This is a genomic window from Streptomyces sp. NPDC085866, assembly GCF_044541035.1.
Classification (GTDB): Bacteria; Actinomycetota; Actinomycetes; order Streptomycetales; family Streptomycetaceae; genus Streptomyces.
Window position 1 is genome coordinate 234,359 of sequence record NZ_JBITSQ010000001.1, and the last position, 16,448, is coordinate 250,806.

The 16,448-nt window shown below is 73.4% G+C and carries 15 protein-coding genes; 7 read left to right on the forward strand and 8 right to left on the reverse strand.

All coding sequences use genetic code 11. The features are described 5' to 3' along the window. Positions 1-39 precede the first annotated feature (39 nt). From ACIF83_RS01100 to ACIF83_RS01115, 4 genes are read right to left on the reverse strand one after another with little or no spacing between them, the layout of a single operon-like run. Positions 40-1,377, reverse strand: coding sequence for an AAA domain-containing protein (locus ACIF83_RS01100; RefSeq protein ID WP_399722631.1), 1,338 nt, complete (start codon positions 1,375-1,377; stop codon positions 40-42). After that, positions 1,374-2,972: a hypothetical protein gene (locus ACIF83_RS01105; protein WP_393464191.1), complete on the reverse strand. Its 1,599-nt coding sequence runs from the start codon at positions 2,970-2,972 to the stop codon at positions 1,374-1,376. Before ACIF83_RS01105 ends, ACIF83_RS01100 begins: the two co-directional genes overlap by 4 nt. Continuing rightward, the gene (locus ACIF83_RS01110) at positions 2,963-4,099 is read right to left on the reverse strand and encodes a hypothetical protein (protein ID WP_393466890.1); all 1,137 of its coding nucleotides are present in this window, start codon (positions 4,097-4,099) and stop codon (positions 2,963-2,965) included. The genes ACIF83_RS01105 and ACIF83_RS01110 overlap by 10 nt, the downstream gene beginning before the upstream one ends. 1 nt (position 4,100) lies before the next feature. Further along, the gene (locus ACIF83_RS01115; RefSeq protein ID WP_399722633.1) at positions 4,101-5,045 is read right to left on the reverse strand and encodes a phosphatase PAP2 family protein; all 945 of its coding nucleotides are present in this window, start codon (positions 5,043-5,045) and stop codon (positions 4,101-4,103) included. A 181-nt stretch (positions 5,046-5,226) separates the two neighbouring features. Here ACIF83_RS01115 and ACIF83_RS01120 point away from each other — a divergent pair, with 181 nt between their 5' ends. Continuing rightward, on the forward strand, positions 5,227-5,823 hold the full coding sequence (locus tag ACIF83_RS01120) for a histidine phosphatase family protein (protein WP_398138956.1): 597 nt from the start codon (positions 5,227-5,229) through the stop codon (positions 5,821-5,823). Between the two features lie 258 nt (positions 5,824-6,081). Here the strand turns inward: ACIF83_RS01120 and ACIF83_RS01125 are convergent, their stop codons facing one another. Beyond that, complete coding sequence (locus ACIF83_RS01125) at positions 6,082-7,551, reverse strand: hypothetical protein (protein WP_398138955.1); 1,470 nt, start codon at positions 7,549-7,551, stop codon at positions 6,082-6,084. A 266-nt stretch (positions 7,552-7,817) separates the two neighbouring features. Here ACIF83_RS01125 and ACIF83_RS01130 point away from each other — a divergent pair, with 266 nt between their 5' ends. Together ACIF83_RS01130 and ACIF83_RS01135 are read left to right on the forward strand one after the other, a co-directional pair. Continuing rightward, a complete protein-coding gene (locus ACIF83_RS01130; protein WP_399722635.1) occupies positions 7,818-8,237 on the forward strand; it encodes a hypothetical protein in 420 nt (139 codons plus the stop codon). A gap of 34 nt (positions 8,238-8,271) precedes the next feature. Continuing rightward, entirely contained in the window at positions 8,272-9,141 is an 870-nt protein-coding gene (locus ACIF83_RS01135) for a spermidine synthase (protein WP_393464205.1), read from the forward strand. A 4-nt stretch (positions 9,142-9,145) separates the two neighbouring features. On the opposite strand, the gene ACIF83_RS01140 is transcribed toward ACIF83_RS01135, so the two are convergent. From ACIF83_RS01140 to ACIF83_RS01150, 3 genes are all read right to left on the reverse strand, one after another. Next, positions 9,146-9,754, reverse strand: coding sequence for a TetR family transcriptional regulator (locus ACIF83_RS01140; RefSeq protein WP_393464207.1), 609 nt, complete (start codon positions 9,752-9,754; stop codon positions 9,146-9,148). Next, positions 9,751-11,289 carry an MFS transporter gene (locus ACIF83_RS01145; protein WP_399722637.1) on the reverse strand — a complete coding sequence of 513 codons (1,539 nt, stop codon included), beginning with the start codon at positions 11,287-11,289 and terminating at the stop codon, positions 9,751-9,753. The genes ACIF83_RS01140 and ACIF83_RS01145 overlap by 4 nt, the downstream gene beginning before the upstream one ends. Before the next feature lie 90 nt (positions 11,290-11,379). Next, entirely contained in the window at positions 11,380-11,892 is a 513-nt protein-coding gene (locus ACIF83_RS01150; RefSeq protein WP_399722639.1) for a hypothetical protein, read from the reverse strand. A 98-nt stretch (positions 11,893-11,990) separates the two neighbouring features. On the opposite strand from ACIF83_RS01150, the gene ACIF83_RS01155 reads away from it, so the two are divergent. From ACIF83_RS01155 to ACIF83_RS01170, 4 genes are all read left to right on the forward strand, one after another. After that, entirely contained in the window at positions 11,991-12,710 is a 720-nt protein-coding gene (locus ACIF83_RS01155) for a response regulator transcription factor (protein WP_393464216.1), read from the forward strand. Then, positions 12,707-14,110, forward strand: coding sequence for a sensor histidine kinase (locus ACIF83_RS01160; RefSeq protein ID WP_393464219.1), 1,404 nt, complete (start codon positions 12,707-12,709; stop codon positions 14,108-14,110). The genes ACIF83_RS01155 and ACIF83_RS01160 overlap by 4 nt, the downstream gene beginning before the upstream one ends. A gap of 110 nt (positions 14,111-14,220) precedes the next feature. After that, a complete protein-coding gene (locus ACIF83_RS01165; RefSeq protein ID WP_399722641.1) occupies positions 14,221-15,693 on the forward strand; it encodes a cellulose binding domain-containing protein in 1,473 nt (490 codons plus the stop codon). A gap of 172 nt (positions 15,694-15,865) precedes the next feature. Further along, the gene (locus ACIF83_RS01170) at positions 15,866-16,408 is read left to right on the forward strand and encodes a hypothetical protein (RefSeq protein ID WP_393464225.1); all 543 of its coding nucleotides are present in this window, start codon (positions 15,866-15,868) and stop codon (positions 16,406-16,408) included. Positions 16,409-16,448: the final 40 nt, after the last annotated feature.

Below are 16,448 nucleotides of genomic sequence, written 5' to 3' on the forward strand. Positions count from 1 at the left end.
GCTGGTTCGCGGTTCGCCGGCCCGGCGCAGTGGATCCGGTCACGGCCGCCAGGCAACCCGGTGCTCTGCCAAGTGGGCCAGCACGGCGTGATTCGCCTCCCAGCCGTCAGGAAACTTCACCAGCGTTCCCAGCTGGACCGGTTCCGTGGACGGGTAGTCGTCCAGGAGGTCGCCGACTCCTGCGCGGCAGACCACGATGCAGGCGTGGCGGTGGCGGGAGGCCAGGACGCACAGGCGGCCGGTCTCCAGGTGGAAGGCGGTGGCGTCGGGGCGGCCGGAGAGAGGGTGGAGGACGACCGTGACGTCGTACTCGCGGCCCTGGAGACGGTTGGCCGTGTCGACGGTGACGTCCGTGACGCCCAGCTCCGCGAGCGCCGAGCGGACCGCCGCCGCCTGGTCGCGGTGGGCCGTGCCGACGGCGATGCGGTCGGAGGTGAGGGGTGACGGGTCCGGGGAACGTTCCGAGACGGCGGCGCCCTCACGGTCCAGCAGGCGACGCACGACCGTCGCCACCGCCCGCACCGCCTCCGGGTCCGTGCGCGGGGTGTGCCGGGCCGGCAGCTCCAGCAGGCCCCAGCCGGATTCCGCCGCCTCGTCGATCACCCGGTCCGGGCCCGAGCCGTCGGAGGGGACGGCGAAGGCGAGGCGGCGGTCGTCGGGGCCGGTGCCGCTGCGGAACCGCGTGTAGGGGTAGAAGGCGTCCGAGACCAGCGGGGCCGCGGAGGCCGGGAGGCGCCAGGAGACCGGGAGCCGGTGCTGGGGCAGGCCCGGGTTGTGCGCCAGAAGGGTGGTGACCGCCGAGGCCGAGGGGTCGTACGACAGGCCCGCCCACTGCTCGCTGCCGACGATCGCGAACGGGTCCAGCTGGCCCGGGTCGCCCACGAACAGCGCCCGCTCGAACAGGCCGGCCACGGCCAGCAGGGAGTCCGAGCGCATCTGGTACGCCTCGTCGACGATCGCTTGCCGCCACGGCTCGTCCACCTTGACGTGCGCCCACTTCGCGGCCGTGGACAGGACGACCGGGAGGCCGGTCAGCTCGGCCGCCTTCGCCGACGTGCGGACCTGCGGCAGGTCGTCCAGTGCCTTGTCGTAGGGGTCCGTGTCGCTGCTGTGCAGCCGGCCGACCGGCAGCTCGGGGTTCTTCTCGGCGAGCCGCAGCACCAGGTCGTCCACCTGGGCGTTCGTCTGCGCGACCACCATCAACGGACGCCCGGCCTCCGCGAGTTCCAGGGCCGCGCGGACCACCAGGGTGGACTTGCCGGCGCCGGGCGGGGAGTCGACGACCACACCCCGCTCGGTGCCCCGCAGGGTGTCGTGGAGGATCGCGTCGGTGGCGCGGGCGGCAGCGGCTCCGGGGTCGAAGTCGACCGTCGTCACAGGACGTCCTCCTCGGTCACGGTGTCGGGGGCTTCCGGCACGGCCTCGCCCGGCGGGCCGCCGTGCGTCCACGGGGTCTCCTCCGGATCGGGCAGCTTCGCGCCGCCGCGCTGCTCGTGCTCGAAGAGGGTGAAGCAGACCGCGTCGCCCTTCTCCGGGACCGAACCGGGCTCGGGCTCCTTGCTCCGGCCCATCTTGTCCACGATCCGCAGGACGAGCACGCCCTCGTCCGCGGAGCCCTCGTACCCGACGAACTCCGCGGCCTGGGGCTTGCCGCCCAGCGAGCGGTAGACCTTCGCGCGCTCCGCCAGATGCGGCCGGTCGTCCGTGCGGACCGTCACCAGCGGGCGCGGGCTCGGCCGCTTGCCCTCGCTGTACGCCATGACGACATCGGTCACCTCGCCCGCGAAGGCCTCCCCGGCCAGCTGCCGCCCGGCCATCACCAGCGGGTCGTCCAGGGCCTCCTGCGCCTCCAGCCGGGCCTGCTCACGTTCGCGCGTGGCCAGCTTGTTCGCCGCCGTCACCGCGTCGTCGCGGCGTGGCTGCGGGGGCTCGCCCGCCACGACCCGGTCCCGGTGGCCGGTGAACGACCAGCGGTCCCGGGTCCACCGCTCCTCGGTATGCGCCCCCGCCGGCAGCGCCCGCAGCAGGTCCAGGCCCCGCCACACCGCGTCCCAGGTGGGTCGGGTGCGGCTCTCGACCAGGTCGCGGATCTCCCGCTCGGCCGCGGTGAGCGCGGCCAGCCGGTCGTCGGCCTCCAGGGCGTCCTCGGCGGCGGCCAGCGCACCGCGCGCGCGGTCGTAGCGCTCGATGGCCGGGGCCAGGAGCTTGTTGTCGAACGCCGGGTCGGTGGCCGGTCCGGCCGGCGGGCACAGCAGCTGGCCCTCGGCGTCGCGGGCGAGTTCGGCCCGGTGGGCGGCCTCGGCGCCGGAGCCGTCCCCGGGAGGGTCGATCCAGGCGAGCAGCGCGCCCAGGTGCTGGTCCTCCAGGCTGGACTGGCCGGTCGCCCAGTGCCGGGACAGCACGTCGGTCAGGGCCAGGAGGAGCGAGGAGCCGGGCACGCGGGCCCGCTCGCCGTAGTGGGTGAGCCAGCGGCCCAGCAGGGGGATGCGGGGCGGCGCGGGGTGGGGCGTCTCCGGGTCCTGCTCGGAGGTGCGGCGAAAGCGCATGGAGCGGCCGAGCAGCCGTACGAGGTCCAGGCCCGCGCGGCTCGGCACGATCAGCTGGGGCGCGTCCGTGCACAGCTCGACCTCGACCTTGACCCGCTTGCCGGTCTCCGGGTCGGTCTCGTTGCGCTCGGCCGCCTCGACGTCCTCCGCGTAGGAGTCGAGGTACGGCAGGACGATGTCCGCCAGCTCGGCGAGGAACGCGAAGCGCAGGTCACGGTCGCGGGGCTGGGGTACGACCAGCAGCCGGGGCGTGTCCCGGTCGGTGCCGACCAGCGCGCCGAGCGGGGCGCCGGCCTCTCCGGCGGTGGTGAGCGGCACGAACACCAGGGGGCGCTCGGACAGGTGCCGGTGGCGGACGGTCGCGGCCGGCTGGGCGCGACCGGTGCTGACGGCCTCGAGCCGGGCCAGGGTGGCGATCAGGGACACGGGGCCACCGCCCGGCCGGCCGTGGCGAGCGCCTCCGCGCGCAGGGTCGCCGCCCGGCGCAGGGCGGCCACCGCCGGGTCGTCGGGGTCGCCGCTGTCGCCGCGGGCCGCCGCGAGGACTTCCTCGACCGTGGTCAGGCCGCCCAGTTCGGCCCGCAGGGGGCGGCCGAGACGGGTCACGGCATCCGCTGCGCGGGAGCGTTCCCGGCAGTGGAAGGCCAGTTCGCAGGCCGACAGGCACTCGGGCGCGTACGTCGCCGGGACCGCCCCGACGGCCGCCGTCAGCTCCTCGGCCGGGCGGTCCGGCGCGAAGCACACGCCCTCGGGCAGGGCGTCGGCGATCTCCTCGACGCGGGTGAGCCGGGCCAGCTGGCGGGCGGTGACCGCGCGCTGCTTGCGCACGTCCACGGCGGAGGCGGTGGCCAGGTTGGAGAAGTCCTTCGGGCACACCAGCAGCACCCGGTGCCGTACCCGAGGGACCGGGACGCCTTCCTGGGTGCTGTGCCTCCGGGGTGTCTCGGTCTCCGGCTCCGCGCCGAGACGGGCCGCGACCTCCTCCAGGGCCAGCACGTACACCGCCGCCTGCCGGGCGGCCGCGCCCACCTTGGCCGGGTCGGCCGAACCGTCCAGCATGGGGAAGGACTTGATCTCCACGACGGTCCAGCTGCCGTCCGGGTGCACGACCACCGCGTCCGGCTCCAGGAACGCGAGCGAGCCCGCCACGTCCAGCGCCAGCATCGGGTGGTCGAGCAGCGTCCAGCCGCCCGCCGCCACGGCCTCGCGCAGCGCCAGCGCCGTACGGGCCGTACGCCCCTCGGGGCCGTGCGCGGACAGGTCGGGGACGGCCGCTCCGGCGGGCGGCTCGGCGCCAGGATCCAGCCGGGCGTGGACCAGCCGCAGCAGCTCGGCGCCGCCGTCCGCCTTCACCCGTGCCTCGAACGCGTTGCCCCGGGTCAGCGCGAACTGCGACTGCCCGAAGCCGGAGGGCGCGCCCAGCGCGCTCGCGAGCGCCGCCTTGTCCACTCCGGCGCCGTCCAGGATCGCCCGCCTGCGGCACCCGGGGTTCGCGGCGAGCGCCGCGAGGGCGCGCGCGTCCAGTGCCTTGGCCGGTACGTCGGGACCGCGCAGCTCAGCGAGCCGCTGCCGGAGCCTCTTCCCCTGCGTCGCGGGGGGAGCCGTCCGGTTCGGCTGCGGATGCGCGCTGCGACTCGCGCTGCCGTGGAATTCGCTCACCCGCGGAAGTCTGGCATCCGTCACTGACAATCGGGGAACCCGTGCCCGACGGGGCCGCCGGGGTACGGGGGTTGAAGCGGGCCCGCAGCAGATCCGCACCGCGCATCACGTGCGGCGCGAGCAGCAGACCCACGCCCATCACGGCCACGCCCGCGACCGCGTCCAGGAAGTAGTGGTTGGCGGTGCCCATGACGACGATCGCGGTCACCAGCGGGTAGACGACGCCGAGGACCTTGGTGAGTCGGGTTCCGCCGTACCGCCACAGCATGACCCCGCACCACAGGGCCCAGCCCACGTGCAGGCTCGGCATCGCCGCGTACTGGTTGGTCATGCCGCCCATGCCGCGCGGCGCGCTGGCCTCGCCGCCCCACCAGCCGTACGAGCTGTACTGGGCCATCGTGTCGACGAAGCCGTGGCTGTCGGCGAGCAGCCGGGGCGGGCAGGTGGGCAGCAGGGTGAAGCCGATCAGGCCTATGAACGTCGACGTCATCAGCCAGGTGCGGGCCGCCCGGTAGCGCTCGGCGCGGGTCCGGAACAGCCAGACGAGGATGACGGGCGTGACCAGGTAGTGCAGCGAGGCGTACCAGAAGTCGGCCGGTATGCCGAGCCACGCCTCGCGCGTGAACAGCCGGTTGAGCGGGTGCTCGGCGTTGAGGTACAGGGCCTTCTCGATGCGCAGGATCGCCAGGCCGTGACCGACGGCGGAGGAGACGTCCCCCCGCGCGAGGAGCCGGCCGGCCGAGTAGCAGCCGTAGACCAGCAGGATCAGGGGCAGCTCGGTCCACCACCGCAGCCGGGTTCGGGGGGCCGCCTCGGTGCCCGGTGAATCGGTCTGCGGCATCCGATGCCCTCCCCCTTCTGCTGCGCGGCGCCCGGCGGGCGACCGTGTCACTTTACGCGGTCCATATCCCGGCCATGCGGGCGCTTCAGCCCTCAAAGACGCCGGGATCTCCCGGCGGGTTGCCCCTGCCCGGGGTGAGCGATGATGGAGGGACCCCTCCCTACCTCCGGAAAGGTCTCCCATGGCACCGCGCATCCTGCTGGCCCGGCACGGACAGACGGAATGGTCGCTGTCCGGCAAGCACACCGGCAGGACCGACGTACCGCTTCTGGAGGAGGGCCGGCGCGGGGCCAAGCTGCTCGGCGAGCGGCTGCATCGCGCTCCGCTGGACGGGCTGCCGGGTGTCGAGGTGCGGACCAGTCCGCTGACACGCGCGCGCGAGACGTGCGAGCTGGCCGGGTTCGGCGAGCGGGCCGAGTCCTGGGACACGCTCATGGAGTGGGACTACGGCGCGTACGAGGGCATGACGCCCGCCGAGATCCAGGCCGTGCGGCCGGGGTGGCTGATCTGGCGGGACGGGGTCCCCGAGGGGGAGAGCATCGCCGAGGTCACCGCGCGCGCGGACGAGGTCGTTGCGTGGGCCCGATCGGCCGACCGTGACGTGCTGGTCTTCGCCCACGGGCACATCCTGCGGTCCATCGGCGCGCGGTGGCTCGGACTGCCGCTGGACTTCGCCGCGCGCATACGTCTGAACCCGACGTCGCTGTCGGTGCTGGGCTGGGCCTACGGGGAGCCGGCGATCGAGAGCTGGAACGACTTGGGGCACCTGGCGGGCTGACTGGTTGCCCGGTGCTGTTGCTGGGCGGGGGTGGGTTTCGCTCGCCCGCGCCGGCGGGGTGCCGCTGCGCCCACCCGTGCCGCCCCCAGCGGCACGACTGCCCGCAGCTGCGTGGGGACAGTCGGGCCGCTGCTGTCTGCGGCTGTGTGGCTGCGGCGCCCATGCGGTCGACGGCACAGCAACTCCCCAGGGGCGCGGGGAACTGCGCGACCGGCCCCCACCGGCCCGCGGTCGGCGACGGACCCGACAGCCCCGCCCCTACGCCCGCCCCACCCGCGGCGACGACGCATGCCGGTCCAGGAAGTCCGACACCCCCGACGCCCGCCGGTGAGGCAGCAGCACCCGCGCCGTCCCCGCCAGCATCGTCTGGATCCGGGACGACTGGACCTGGTCCAGCAGGTCGAGCACGCACATCGCCGCCTGTGCCGCCTCGTCGGGACGCCCCCCGCGGGCCAGGTCGTCGGCCAGTTCGGCGGTGTACAGGGCGATGTTGCGGGTGAAGTGGGGATCCTGGAGACCCGCCGCGCGCCGGGCATGCCGGGACGCGCGCAGCCAGTCGCCCAGCGTCGACCAACACTGCGCCTCCAGCCCCTCCAGCTCCGCCTCTCCGTAGAAGCTCATCCACTCGGGGTCGGCGTCCGAGTGGCCCCGCTCGAAGAGGGCCTGGGCCCGGGCCAGTGCCTGTTCGCAGCCGGCACGGTCGGCGAGCCCCGCCCAGCCGCCCGCCTCGCGCAGGGCGAGCAGGGACATCAGACGGGCGGAGCCCAGGGGGCGGGCGGCGCGCTGGGCCGCCTGCGCGGCGCGCACCGCCTCGCGGGGGCGGCCGGCGTCGCGGGCCAGGAACGCCGTGTTGCAGAAGGCGTGGGCCTCCAGACCGGCGTCGCCGGTCATCCGGGCGGTCGCGAGCGCCTCCGCGTAGTGCGAGCGGGCGTCGTCGAAGCGCCCGGAGTCGTGGGCCAGCCAGCCCACGGAGATGGCGAGTTCACCGGCGCCCGAGTGCAGCCGCTCGGCGGTCGTCTGCCGGGTCGCGCCGGCGTCCAGGAGTGCGTAGGCGGCGCGCAGCGGTGCTGCAGCGCGCCGGTACAGGCCGTCCGCGCCGTGCCGGTCGTCGAGCAGCCGGATGCGGCGGACGGCCTCCTCCAGGGCGGCCGCCTCGGGGATTCCGGCGCGGCGCAGCGGCCGGGCCGCCGCCACGACGTCGGTGGTGAGCCCCAACGGGCTCATGGTGGCGGCGGCGACCGTGGCGCCTCCGCCGGTCATGAATGCGCGACGCAGCACGTCGCTCTCCTCGTGGTCCAGGTGGTCGTTCTCGTACTGCTCGTTCGGGTCGTGCGGGTCCTGCGGGTCGTACCGGTCCGTCGTGTCATACGGCTCGCAGGCCCCCCGCGTCTCAGTGGTACCGAACGCCGCGGGCGCGTCCTCGGGCGTACGCGCCGCGCGTCCGCGGACGGAGGAGCGCGGCGCGAAGCCGAGGTCGGTGAGCGTGCGGCCGGGGAACATGTGCAGGAACACCCGTTCGTAGGCGTAGTTCGGGCAGCGGATCTCACCTGCCTCGACCCTGCCGACATAACGCGCGTCACAGCTCACCCGCTCGCCGATCTCGCGGGCGGCCCGCCGCACCAGTGCCGCGAACTCGGCCGGTGAGCGCCGGCCGCGCAGCTGCCGGAAGGCGGGGTTCGGCCGGGGTGGCCGTTCGGGCTGTGACGAGGTCTCGGTTGACGACGCCATGGCCGGGTCCTCTCGTGCGAACCGTCGAACCATGCCGGATCCGGGGTGGATTCGGGCTGAGTTGTCCGTGTGACATCCCGGTCCCGGCGAGCAAGAACGTACCTGCTGTGTCGGACCCGCCACGCTGTGTTTGGCTACAAATCGGATATCTCATGCACGATCTGCCATGAACTGCCATCCTTTGCGGCGCACTTGTGCCGTAGCCGTTGACGCGCTCGCGCGTTGGACTCCGTGGACTGCAAGAGGGCAGCGTGGTGGAGGCCGGCATGGAGACCAGCCAGAGCAACGAACCTTGTATGCCGGACAGACCGGTTGCGGCGCCGTCGGGGACGGCGGGCGACGCGGCATGCGACCTCGTGACGGTGCCGACCCGGCAGGGGCTGGAGGCGGTCGACATCCTGCGGCGGGGGGCCGGGGAGGCGGTGGGGCCCGTCCTGCACGACGACGGATGCGACACCCTCGGCTTCCTGGTACCGGCGGGCACCGCCGCCTGCTGGGACGTACCGGGCAGCACGTGCACCGAGACGAACGGGCAGGGGCTGCGGCTCGCCCCGCAGTCGCCGGTCGAGGGTTCGGACTGGCTGCTGCCGCCCGGCGGGGCCGACCTCGCGACCGATCCGGTGGTGCTGCGCCGTGCCCTCGGGGAGGCGGCCCGGCTGATCGAGGCGGCCGACAGCTGCCGGTGAAGCGGGCCGCCGCCGCAGCTGCGAAAATGGACCGATGGGCAGGTCCAGGAACAACCGGCGCAGGTCGGCCGCCGCCGAGGCCGTGGTGGAAACGGTCGACGGCGGGCTCGCAGAGCTCATACCCGACCCGGACCGCGCCCGCGCCTGGACGCTGCTGATCGACGGTGCGCCCCAGTCACACGTCGACCTGGACGACCCGGCGTACCTCTCCTTCGAGTACCAGCGCCGCCTCGGCCATGTCATCGACCTCGTCGCCCCGCCCGGCAGGCCGGTGCAGGCGGTGCATCTCGGCGGCGGCGCCCTGACCCTCGCCCGGTACGTCGCCGCCACCCGCCCCCGCTCCACCCAGCAGGTCGTCGAGCGGGACGCGGCCCTCGTCCAACTGGTCCGACGCGAGCTCCCGTTGGATCCGAACGCCCGGATCCGGGTCAGGTCGGCTGATGCCCGCGAGGGTCTTGCCAAGGTGCCGGACGGCTGGGCCGACCTGGTCATCGCCGATGTCTTCAGCGGTGCCCGGACCCCCGCCCACCTCACCTCCACCGAGTTCCTGGACGAGGTCCGCCGGGCCCTGAAGCCCTCCGGGGTCTACGCCGCCAACCTCGCCGACGGCCCGCCGCTCGCCCATCTGCGCGGCCAGATCGCCACCGCCGCCGCCCGCTTCCCGGAACTCGCCCTGATCGCGGACCCGGCCGTGCTGCGCGGAAAGCGCTTCGGCAACGCCATCCTGGCCGCCTCCGACCTCCCGCTCCCGCTCCCCGAACTCACCCGCCGCGCCGCCTCCGACCCGCACCCCGCCCGCGTCGAACACGGCAAGCAGCTCCTCGACTTCACCGGCGGCGCCACCCCTGTGACGGACGCGGCGGCAGTGGCCTCCCCGGCTCCGCCGCCCTCGGTGTTCCGTTAGGCGCTCAAAAGTTCAACCCTCGGGACAACAGCGGCAGATGGCGTTCGTACAGCCCCGCCAGGTCCTCCTTCCCGTCGCCCTCCACCCAGTGCCGCACCAGCGTGGTGAAGACCGCGATGATCGCGGCGGCCGCGCACCTGATCTCCAGGTCCGAGGCGTCGCGCCCGGTGCGCTCGGCGATGACCTCGGCGATGACCCGCTCGCTGCGCTCCTGTTCGGCGATGGAGCGGGCGCGGATGGCCGGGTCGGTGAAGGAGATGCGGGTGCGCAGCAGAAGGTCCTCGCGGTCCTGTCGGAGCAGCTCGCCCATGGGTCCCTTCAGGGAGTTGAGGACCGCGTCGACGATGGGCTCGTCGGCGGGGCGGTCCCTGAGGGCCTGTGCGAGGGCGGGGTCGTACTCGTCCTGGAGGACGACGTCCTCCTTGGTGGGGAAGTACCGGAAGAACGTGCTGGGCGAGACCTCCGCCGCCTCCGCGATCTGGTCGACCGTGGTGTTCTCGTACCCGTGCTCGGCGAAGAGGCGGTAGGCCTCGCGGCGGATGCGGTCGCGGGTCTGCCGCTTCTTGCGTTCGCGCAGGCCGAGGGGTGCGGCGGGGGTCTCGTGCGTCGTCATGCGACCGATTCTGCGTGCTGGGCGGCGGACCGGGCCACCGTACGGGAGCAGCGGGCCCGCTCGGGCAGGAAGAAGGCGGCCAGGACCGCGCCGAGGACGGCGATCGCCCCGCAGACGGCCAGGACGAGGGTCATGCCGTGCAGGAAGGAGGCGTGCGCGGCGACGGCGAGGCCGGTGTCGTGCAGCCTGGCTGCCACCGCGTCGGCACCGGAGACCGAGTCCCGGGCCGTGTCCGCCGCCGGCGCGGGCAGCCGCCCGGTGTGCAGCCGGGCCAGGTAGCCGTAGCTGAGCAGGCTGCCGAGGCCGGCGACGCCGAGCACCGAGCCGAGCTGCTGCACGGTCTCCAGGAGGCTGGTGCCCGTGCCGGTGTTGTCCTGCGGGAGCGCGGCCATGACCAGGCTGGTGGCGGGGACGACCGCGAGCCCGAAGCCGAGGCCGGTCAGGGCGAGCCACAGCGCGGTGAAGCCGTAGCCGTCGCCGAGGCCGGTCGTCGCGCCGAGGAACGCGCCGGCGCCGAGCACCAGCAGGCCCACGGGGATGACCGTACGGGCGCCGAGCCGCGGGACCAGCGGCTCGCTCGCGGCGGCGGCCGCCATCAGGCCGCCGATCAGGGGCAGGACGCGCAGGCCCGTACCGAAGGCGTCGTTGCCGAGGACGGACTGCAGGTACTGCGGGACGACGAACAGGATGCCCATCACCGCGAAGTTGACGAAGACGGCGATAAGCGTGCCCCACAGGAAGCGGCGGTCGGCGAACAGCTTCAGGTCGACCAGCGGGTGCGGATGCCGGCGCTCGCGGAGCACGAACCCGGTCAGCAAGGCGGCGGCGCCGATCAGCGAGGCCAGGACGGCCGGGCCGGTCCAGCCGTCCTCGGGGATGAGGATGGTGCCGTAGACGAGGGCGGTGATACCGAGGCCGCCAAGGACGGTGCCGAGGGTGTCGAAGGGCGCCCTGGCGGTGCGCTCGGCGTCACGGGGGAGCAGCCACAGGCCCGCGAGCACCGCAAGGGCGGCGACGGGCACGTTGAAGAGGAACACCGAGCCCCACCAGAAGTGGTCGAGCAGCCAGCCGCCGACGACGGGTCCGACCGGCATGCCGAGCGCGGTGGCCGCCGTCCAGACCGCGATCGCCTTGGGCAGCTCTTCCTTGGCGAAGACGCGGGGCAGGATCGCCATCGACAGCGGCATGATCGCGGCGGCGCCGAGGCCGAGGACGGACCGGGCCGCGATGACCGCCGCCGGTGCCTGGGCCAGTGTGCCGACGAGCGAGGCGAGTCCGAACAGCGAGATGCCGGACAGCAGCAGCCTCTTGTGTCCGAGACGGTCGCCGAGCAGGCCGACCGGAAGCATCGCGACGGACAGCGTGAGCAGGTATCCGCCGCCGATCCACTGCAACTGGGCGCTGTCGGCGCGCAGTTCGTTCGCGATGGTCGGCAGGGCGACATTGATGACCGTGCCGTCGAGCCCGACGATCAGCACGCTCAGGGTGAGGGCCGCGAGGACGAGCCAGCGACGGGGGGACTGGTGCAGGGACATGGGGACCTCCCATTCGGAGCAACCTGATGAGAGGCTACCGCCAAATGAGAGTTGACTGTCAATATCTAGTTGTCTTTCACTTTCGGGTCGTCAGTACGTGCCGACCTCCACATGCGGCGGCCCGTCGTGCCAGGTGCAGAACACCGACACCCGGTCCGCGCCGCTGCTGAACTCCACCCGGATCCACGTCTGCGTCTTCCACACCTGCATCGACCAGCCGGTGCCCGGGGTCGCCGAGACGAGGGTCGCGCTCGACCTGCCCAGGTCGAAGACCGCCCGGCCGCCGTCGGTGTCGTAGGCCTTGACCTGGCCGGAGGCGGTGGCGGACGGGGTCGGGGGCGCGGTGGTGCCGCCGGACGGTGTCCGGGAGGGAGTGGGGGTCGGTGATTCGGGTGGTCTGCTCTTCGACGGGGACGGCCGGGTGCTCGGCGGATCCAGCGGCTTCGAGCGCTGCGTGGTCGTGTCCGCCGCCGTGATCGGCAGGGCGCGCGGCGGGTCGTACACCGTCCCCGCCATCACCGTGTGCACGCCCCACCACGACAGCGTGACCGCCGCTCCGGTGGCGAGCAGCCACGCCAGTACGTGTACGAGTCCTCTGCGCATCGCGGGCCATACTGCCTCAGGGGTACGGCCGTGCGCACTCGTCCCGAGTTATCCACAGGCTCCGACCGGCATGGGCCGTATGGCGTACGGTGCGGCGCATGGCAAGTGTGCTCGTGGTCGAGGACGACCAGTTCGTACGCTCGGCGCTCATCCGGCATCTGACCGACGCCTCGCACACCGTGCGCAGCGTCGGTACGGCACTGGAGGCGCTGCGCGAGGTCGCCCATCTCCGTTTCGACGTGGTCATCCTGGACCTCGGACTGCCCGACCTGGACGGCTCCGAGGCCCTGAAGATGCTGCGCGGGATCACCGACGTGCCCGTCATCATCGCCACCGCGCGGGACGACGAGGCAGAGGTCGTCCGACTGCTCAACGCCGGGGCGGACGACTACCTGACCAAGCCGTTCTCGGTCGAGCACCTGTCCGCGCGGATCGCGGCCGTGCTGCGCCGGGCCCGCTCCGGCGGCGGGGAGGCCCAGCCCTCGCCCGTCATCCGGGTCGGCGGGCTGACCGTCGACCCGCTGCGCCGTCAGGCCGAACTGGACGGTGTCCGGCTCGACCTGACCCGCCGCGAGTTCGACCTGCTCGCCTTCCTCGCCGGCCGCCCCGGTGTCGTCGTGGCGCGCAAGGAGCTGCTCGCCGAGGTCTGGCAGCAGTCCTACGGCGACGACCAGACCATCGACGTCCACCTGTCCTGGCTGCGCCGGAAGTTGGGGGAGACGGCCGCCCGGCCGCGTTATCTGCACACCCTGCGGGGGGTCGGCGTGAAGCTGGAGCCGCCCGTGCTCACCGACGGGGAAGGGGAGCCGCCGCGATGAGATGGGCCCTGGTCAAGGTGTGCCTGGCGGTCACCACGATGGTCGTGGTCGCCTTCGCCGTGCCGCTCGGTCTCGTCGTCAAGGAGATGGCCCGCGACCGCGCCTTCTCCAACGCCGAGCGCGAGGCCGCCGCGGTCGCCCCCGCCCTGTCCATCACCACCGACCGGGACAAGCTGGAGCGGGTGGTGGCCTCCGCCGGAGCCGACTCCGGGGTGGCGGTGCACCTGCCCGCCGCCGACGGCCGGGCCGCGCTCGACCTCGGCCGGCAGCGCGCCGCCCACCGGGACATCGAGGCCGTACGGAAGCTGGGCCGCGCCTCCACCGCCTCGGTCACCGGCGGCTCCACGCTGCTGCAGCCGGTCGCGCTCAGCTCGACCGCGATCGCGGTCGTCGAGGTGTACGTCCCCGAGTCCGAGGTGAGCAACGGCGTCGGCACGGCCTGGGCGGTGCTCGCCGGCGTCGGCCTCGCGCTGATCGTCGGCTCGGTCGCGGTCGCCGACCGGCTCGGGGTGCGCATGGTCCGGCCCGCGCAGCGACTGGTCGAGGGGGCGCACGAGCTGGGCGAGGGCCAGCTGGGCGCCCGGGTGCCCGAGGAGGGCCCGAACGAACTGAGGCTCGCGGCCGTCGCGTTCAACTCCATGGCCGACCAGGTCGTCCAACTCCTGGCGAACGAACGCGAGCTGGCGGCCGACCTCTCGCACCGGCTGCGCACCCCGCTGACCGTGCTCCGGCTGAACGCGGCTTCCCTCGGCGGCGGTCCGGCCGCCGAGCAGACCCGGACCGCCGTCGCCCAGCTGGAGCGGGAGGTCGACGCCATCATTCGTACGGCCCGGGAGGCCAAGCCGCAGACCGCGGCGGCCGGGCCCGGCGCCGGGTGCGACGCGGCCGAAGTGGTCCGCGAGCGGATGGAGTTCTGGTCCGCGCTCGCCGAGGACGAGGGCCGCAAGTGGCGGCTGGCCGGAGTGGAGCGGCCGGTGCGCATACCCGTGGCCCGCGCCGACCTGGCGGCCGCGCTGGACGCGCTGCTCGGCAACGTCTTCCGGCACACCGCCGAGGGCACCGCCTTCGCGGTCGACGTGCACAACGGCGGGGACGCGGTGATCGTGCTGGTCTCCGACGCGGGCCCCGGCATACCCGACCCCGAGGCGGCGATGGCCCGCGGCCGCGGCTCCGGCAGCGCGGGCTCGACCGGCCTCGGCCTCGACATCGTGCGCCGGCTCGCGGAGGCCACCGGCGGCGACGTCCGTATCGGCTCCTCGGTGCTGGGCGGCACCGAGGTGCGGATCTGGTTCCAGCTGGACGGGCGCAAGCCGGGAGGCAGGGGGCACCGCGGGGCGGTGCGGAGACGCCGATCGGGCAAATTGGTCTCGACCTTTAACCGTCCCCGATCCCTTCCTTAAGCGCACCATAAGTTCCCCAACGGCCGCCCTTATCAAGCCGTTTGTCCGATTCTCGCCCGCTAGCGTGCTGCCGCACCTCACCCCCGTGAACAGCGAAGGCAGGCACGCGCATGAGCACGCACCGGCGCAGGATCAGTGGCAGGAACAAGGCGATCGGCGGCCTGGTGGCAGCGGCCGTGGTCGGTGGCGGCGCGGTCCTGCTGACCGGCACGGCGAACGCGGCCGGCGTGAACGCCGCGTACACCAAGACCAGCGACTGGTCGACGGGCTACACCGCGCAGTACGTCGTCACCAACAACAGTGGCCAGGCGGAGAAGACCTGGACGCTGGAGTTCGACCTCCCCGCGGGCGCGAAGCTCAGCTCGCTGTGGAACGGCGAGTCGAGCGTGAGCGGTCAGCACGTCACCGTGAAGCCGGCCAAGTGGGACACCGAGGGCCTCGCGCCCGGCAAGTCGGTCACCGTCGGCTTCGTGGTCAACGGCGCCGGGGATCCCACCGGTTGCCGTATCGACAACGCGAGCTGTTCCGCGGACGGCGGCGCGACCCCCGAGCCGAGCGGCCGCCCGACCCAGACCCAGTCGGCGACCCCGACCCCGACCCCCACCCAGAGCGCGACCCCGACCCAGAGCGCCACCCCCACCCAGAGTGCGACGCCCACGCCGACCGGCAGCACCGGCAGCGGCACCACCGCCTCCGCCGGTTTCGCGCCCTACGTCGACACCTCCCTCTACCCGGCCTTCGACCTGCTCGCCGCGGCCGACGCGACCGGCGTGAAGAACTTCAACCTCGCCTTCATCACCGACGGCGGCGGCTGCACCCCCAAGTGGGGCGGTGTCACGGACGTCACCAGCGACGGCGTGGCCGCGCAGATCGGCTCCCTGCGCGCCAAGGGCGGTGACGTCCGGGTCTCCTTCGGCGGCGCCTCCGGCTCGGAGCTGGCCACCACCTGCTCCTCCGCGGACGCGCTCGCCGCGGCCTACGGCAAGGTCGTCGACGCCTTCAAGCTGACCAAGGTCGACTTCGACGTCGAGGGCGGTGCGCTCCCCAACGCGGCCGCCAACACCCGCCGCGCCCAGGCCATAGCCAAGCTCCAGGCCCAGCACCCGGGCCTGGACGTCTCCTACACCCTTCCGGTGCTGCCGCAGGGCCTCACCCAGGACGGCGTGAACCTCCTGTCCGACGCCAAGTCCAACGGTGTGAAGATCGGCACCGTCAACATCATGGCGATGGACTACGGCCCCTCGTTCAGCGGCGACATGGGCGACCTGGCCGAACAGGCTGCCACCGCCACCCAGGCCCAGGTCAAGAGCGTGCTGGGGCTGTCCGACTCCGCCGCCTGGAAGGCGGTCGCGGTCACCCCGATGATCGGCGTCAACGACGTCTCCTCCGAGGTCTTCAAGGTCGACGACGCCACCCAGCTGGTGAATTTCGCCAAGTCCAAGGGCCTCGGCTGGCTCTCCATGTGGTCCGCGGCCCGCGACAAGCAGTGCGACGGCGGCGCCAAGCCCACCGCCGACGCCACGTGCAGCTCGATCACCCAGGACAAGTTCGCGTTCTCGAAGGCGTTCGGCGCCTTCAAGTGACGCGCGGGGCGCCGCGAGTTCTGCGCCAACTCGGCATGATCATGCCTATATAGTTCCGGCCCGGGTCGATCTTCGGCCCGGGCCGGCCGCCGTCCGCACAGTGACGCACGGCCCGTTCGACATGCCATCACCCGGGCCGTTGCTGCCCGGGCCGTACCACTTCGGGGGAACAATGCCGTCCATCCGCCATGCCCTGGTCGCCGCCGTCCTGGGCTGTGCCGCGCTCACCCTGACCGCCTGTCAGCCCACCGACACCACCGCCGAGGCCGACGGCACCGCGAGCCCTTCGGCCTCCGCGAGCCCCTCCGCCAAGGGCGACGCCAAGCGGGGCTGCCCGACCCTCGCCAAGGGCCACAAGTACGTCCTGGTCGAGAGCGTCTCCGGCGCCATGAACACCCTCACCACCAAGGACGCCGTGCAGCACTGCAGCTCCACCGAGGGCGCCTTCTACCAGGCGACCGGCAAGGAGCACGAGTACACCGTCGAGTCCGGAGACACCCCGATCACGGTCCTGCACGTGAAGAAGAGCGGCCCGGCGAAGATGACCGCCGCGGGCGGTGGCCTCCAGCACATCCGTGTCTGCGTCAACGGCACCGAGCAGGACACCGCCACCGCCAAGGCCGACACCAGCGACTGCTACGGCGAGAACTTCTTCGACGTGGCCGTGGGCGGCGACGGCAAGCTCACCGAGATGACCGAGCTGTTCGGCTCCTGACCGGCGAGGCGCGGCACCCCGGGGAGGGGCGCCGCGCCTC